The organism is Chryseobacterium indologenes, assembly GCF_001295265.1.
GTDB classification, from domain to species: domain Bacteria; phylum Bacteroidota; class Bacteroidia; order Flavobacteriales; family Weeksellaceae; genus Chryseobacterium; species Chryseobacterium indologenes_A.
In genome coordinates this window covers 1-4,417 of record NZ_LJOD01000034.1, presented here as the reverse complement: position 1 = coordinate 4,417, position 4,417 = coordinate 1, and the positions used below count along the sequence as shown (strand labels likewise).

The window sequence follows — 4,417 nt, the reverse complement described above, 5'->3', positions numbered from 1 at the left end:
ACCAGACCTGAGAGCAGCAATGTGCCTATCGGGATAATATATTTTTTCATCGTTATTAGTTTTTATAGTGGTATTGGTATTCTTTGATGATTCTGCCGCTCGCGCTGTGCTCTCTTACTTCTTTCAGCCTGTTTGCCGTGTCATACAGGTATACTTCCCGGATTCCTGACGGTGGCGTGATGCTTTTCACCCCGATTAATGGATCGTAGCTGTAAGTGGTAATCTGATAGCCGGTTAATGCGAATTGAACTCTGAAACTGTCCAATGCAGACATTAATGCTGTCTGGGTGGCTTCAGAGCCTGTCTGGGCATCAGTATTGGATGCATTTACAATACTGTCGATCAGGTTTTGGGGAATCTCTTGTAATTTCACCCCTTCTATTTTAGCAATAGGCTGAGTGCTGTTGTATCCCCAGATGATGGTGGTGGAAATGCCGTCTTTCGTGGTGTACTGTAACGGATTTCCTTTGGCATCATAAAGATCGTAGCTTGCATCTGTCGCTAAAGTATTACTTTGAATATCCAGTGACTGTACAGAGCTTGGAAATAAATGGGAAGGATCATTATACAAGGTTTGCGCCCTGGAAACGGTTTTGTTGTTTTTCTTCATTTCAGTTTCCAGAGGAGTGCTGATCTGGTTCGCTGTAATAAGGCGCTGATTTCCTTTTTCATAGGCATATTTATAGATGCTTTCCTGGATTGTACCATCTGCCATCTGCGTTTTCTGCGATATCAGATTGATCGGGCTGTTGATATCTGTATCTGAATAATTGTAATCCGTTACCGTTTCTATGGTTTTATTGTTCTGGAAGTATTCCTTTTCCCGGGTCTGCTTTAATTCAACCTTACCTCCATAAATTTTTATCGGGTTGTAATTAAACAGTTGCAGAGCCGGTACTGTAAAATTAGGAGCATGTGAATGAAACTTTACGATATCAAAATCCGCCCCAAAAGCAATCTCATCAGCAGTTTCCGGAACATATCCTGAAAGGCTGTTCTTTATATTGCTGAAGGCATAGGTACTGGATTGTTCCTTTAAAATTTCGGAGCCTTTTCTGATCACTGTTTTAATGGGAAGCCCCATTTTCCATTCATTGTAAGGGTCAGAATTCATGGCAAAGATGCTGGTTTCCCCTTCAGAAGCATTGGTAAAGAAATGGTCTACTTCTCCCAGGTCATTCTGTTCTGTTACTTTGGAATAAGTCACAATATCAGAAGAGTTATAGCTGATATACGAGTTTCCGGAGGATGAAATTCTAAAGTTTTCAACGATGACATCATTTCCTACCATATCAGGTATCGCCGGATCTGGTCTCAGGATCCTGTAAAAAGGACTGCTGAAATGGAATTTCCTGCGTAATGCCCCTGAGGAATTATATAAGAACCTTCTGGTATTGCTTACATTGGAGGCATCCACATCTTCAATCTTTTTGATTCTTAATCCTCCGACCTGTTTTTCTGTAGTGTTGGTAATCACCTTATCATACGTCATTTTAATACCTACATTACAGCTGCATTCATTAATTCTTCTCAATGTGAGCTTAATAGGCGCGAATGTCGGAATGATATCATACTGAACCCCGTTTCGGGTCATTGTCTTACCCTGTCCTGGCGCAGACCAACTGCCGGAACAGTGGCCCACCGGCCCCTCATAATCAGGATCCAGCCCGACAGGAGGAAAACCGCTTGTATCATTAATACCATTATAACATCCATTGGCAAAGCCTACTGTGATTTTAACATTCATCTTATCCTGAAAATCAGCAGGAGTGAAAGTATGGAACATCTCCTTCGTTTCGAAGTACTGATTTGCAGGGTTCTCAACATCCATATAGTGACTGTGCAGAGAGGCGACATAGCTGATCTGAGGGAATATTCCTACAGAAGTGGTCACTACAGAGTTGCTTTCGTATTCTAATTTTCTCTCTCCTCCTGTAGGATATTTTATTTTTGTCAGAACTCCCATTTGAGCGTAAAGCGAATTGGTATACCGGTCCCTTCCCGTCGGAATATTACTGATTGAATAAGCCGAAATCCCGTCTACATACCTTGGAATACTGGTATTGGAGACCATGGTAGAATTAAAATACCCCCAGTAATCATCACTATTCCCGTTTCTTGGCGGAAGGGCATAGCCGTCATTATAGGTGAATTCATAAAAGTTGTTCTCCAGGTTATTTTTTACCCTGTGCAGCTTTAAGCGGTAATCTACATGGGTTTTTACATTGCTGTCGGATTCAAAATAGCTGTATATAAAGGAGAAATCCCGGATAATCTTCCCGGCCTTATTTTTTACGATGATCCTTTTCAAGGCTACAGCCCCGGTATTGGAGTTCAGGTCTTTACGGAACTGGCTGTCATCAGTGGTCATTTCTCCCTGGTCTCCGCTGTATAGGAAATTAACTTCTCCATCCTGGAACGTAATCTTGGAAATTAGCTGTTCTGAATTATTTTCTGTACTCTGAACGCTGGGCGGATTTTCTTCCATAAACCCGTCTTCGTAGACATAATAGGGAATAACCACATGCTTCAGCAGGTTCTTCGTCTCGTATTTTGTCTTTTCAATATAGCCTTGGTTTTTATTGTACTCAAAGCTGACCGTATTGTTTTTATAGGTCTTCAGGTTATCCAGCAGATAAAGATTGCTGGAGGTTTCTGCAAAGCTTCCGATGCGACGTGACATCACCATATTTTTAGGGCTCAATGTAAAGGCATTTCCTCTGTTATCGGTAACATTGATGGAAGAGATATCTGCCGAAATTTTCAGGTCTTCATGAGGAATGGTATAGCCTTTCCCTCCATTGACAATAAAGCTGCCACCGGCTCCCGGTAAAGAATAGCTGTACAGGTCCGGCTTGGAATCTATGAGGTTATTATAAAACAGATCACTGGCTGTATCGCTCAGATCATAAGGACTGTTGGAATAATAATTATTGGCTTCTGTATAGTTTTTAAAATAAATCCCGGCTTTTTCATCATCCATTCCTTCAATAGATTTCATTACCCTGTTGGGAATGCTCAGCGACCACCCCAGGCCGACGGAACTTGCAATTTCATTTTGCTTAACTCCTCCTGTGTTGTATTTTAAGCTGATGGGGATACTCAAACCATCTATCTGGATGGTGTAGATAGGAATATCAATATTTACCTGCCCTTTGAAGTAATCCACAGGGATATTGTCTACTTTGCCAAATGAATAGGCATCGGGACTTGTCGGGAATGACAGGATATGTTTAGGCGCCGATCCTGTTGACTGGCCTATGCCTGCCTGTCCGTAGACCAGTGCCCCTAAAAAAACAGGGACCAGGCCCAAGGCTTTCATATAATTCGTTTTCTTCATAATCAGTTTTTATTTTTTTATCAGTTTTGCATTGGCTGTTTGATTCGTATCGGTTTTAATCACTACCAGGTAAGCGCCCTGAACCAGTGGCTGGGTATTAATTTTAGTGACTTTATTCTTCGTTTTTACACTCTGAAGCTGTCTTCCTCCCATATCATATACAAGGATATCGGCTTCTTTGAAATCCATACCTATTTCTACATAGGCATAATCGGAGACTGGATTCGGGTAGATTTTGATGTCCTGTTTCTGAATCAGCTTATCAATCTGGCTGTCCCCAAGCTTCACAATCTTCCAGTTCTCTTTTCCGAGCTCTTCTGCACTGGTTCCGGCAAGAATAATGGAACCGTCTCTGTTTAACTTTATATCTGAAAGCCTTTCTTCTTTCTTTCGGTTCTCTCCCGTGATGTGTTTTCTCCACTGTTCATTACCTTCCTGATCCAGGTACAGCATCCAGAACGTTTCGTCATCTTTTTCTATCCGTCCTTCTGCCTGGGTATAACCGCCGAGCAATATTCCTTTGGAAGTTTTATCATCTGCAGAATGAATCACACTCATCCCCATTAGGATATCCCGGTTTTTAAAGTTGTAGGATTTCTGCCACTGTTCTTCGCCTCTTTCGTTTAGAGCAACAAGCCATAAGTCGGTTCCTTCTTCGATGCCTACGGTTTTATTGCCTGATCTCTCGGATCTGGATTCTCCGCCAATAAGGTAACCGGTAGAGGTTAAAGCCATAGTTCTGAGATGATCATCACCTTTCCCTCCGTAGTTTTTTTCCCATTCTACTTTTCCGTTTTTATCAAGCTTGACCATCCAGTAGTCACCTTCTCCTGAGTTTTCGGTTTTCTTGGTTCCTCCAACGGAGCTTCTTGAATAGATCCCTAGTAAAGCGCCGCCATCTTTCGTAGGGATCATTTTCTCAACTTCATCTAAACCTTTTCCACCTAAAATAAGCTGCGAAAGCTCTTTACCGTTTTTGTCCAGACGGATGATCCAGGCATCTTTAGAGCCATACCCTTTGGAAGAGTTCTGAATATTACCGGCCACAAAGAATCCCAAATCGGTGGTCTGAACAAC

2 protein-coding genes are annotated in these 4,417 nt (G+C 42.0%); both read right to left on the bottom strand.

Annotated elements, in window-relative coordinates:
- Positions 1-55: 55 nt before the first annotated feature.
- The gene (locus AOB46_RS22360; RefSeq protein WP_062703582.1) at positions 56-3,340 is read right to left on the bottom strand and encodes a hypothetical protein; all 3,285 of its coding nucleotides are present in this window, start codon (positions 3,338-3,340) and stop codon (positions 56-58) included.
- A 9-nt stretch (positions 3,341-3,349) separates the two neighbouring features.
- A partial coding sequence (locus tag AOB46_RS22355; protein WP_062703580.1) for a T9SS type A sorting domain-containing protein occupies positions 3,350-4,417 on the bottom strand: 1,068 nt, incomplete at its 5' end.

Coding starts and splice junctions, on each gene's coding strand:
- AOB46_RS22360 (WP_062703582.1), bottom strand. CDS start 3,340: ATGAAGAAAACGAATTATATGAAAGCCTTGGGCCTGGTCCCTGTTTTT.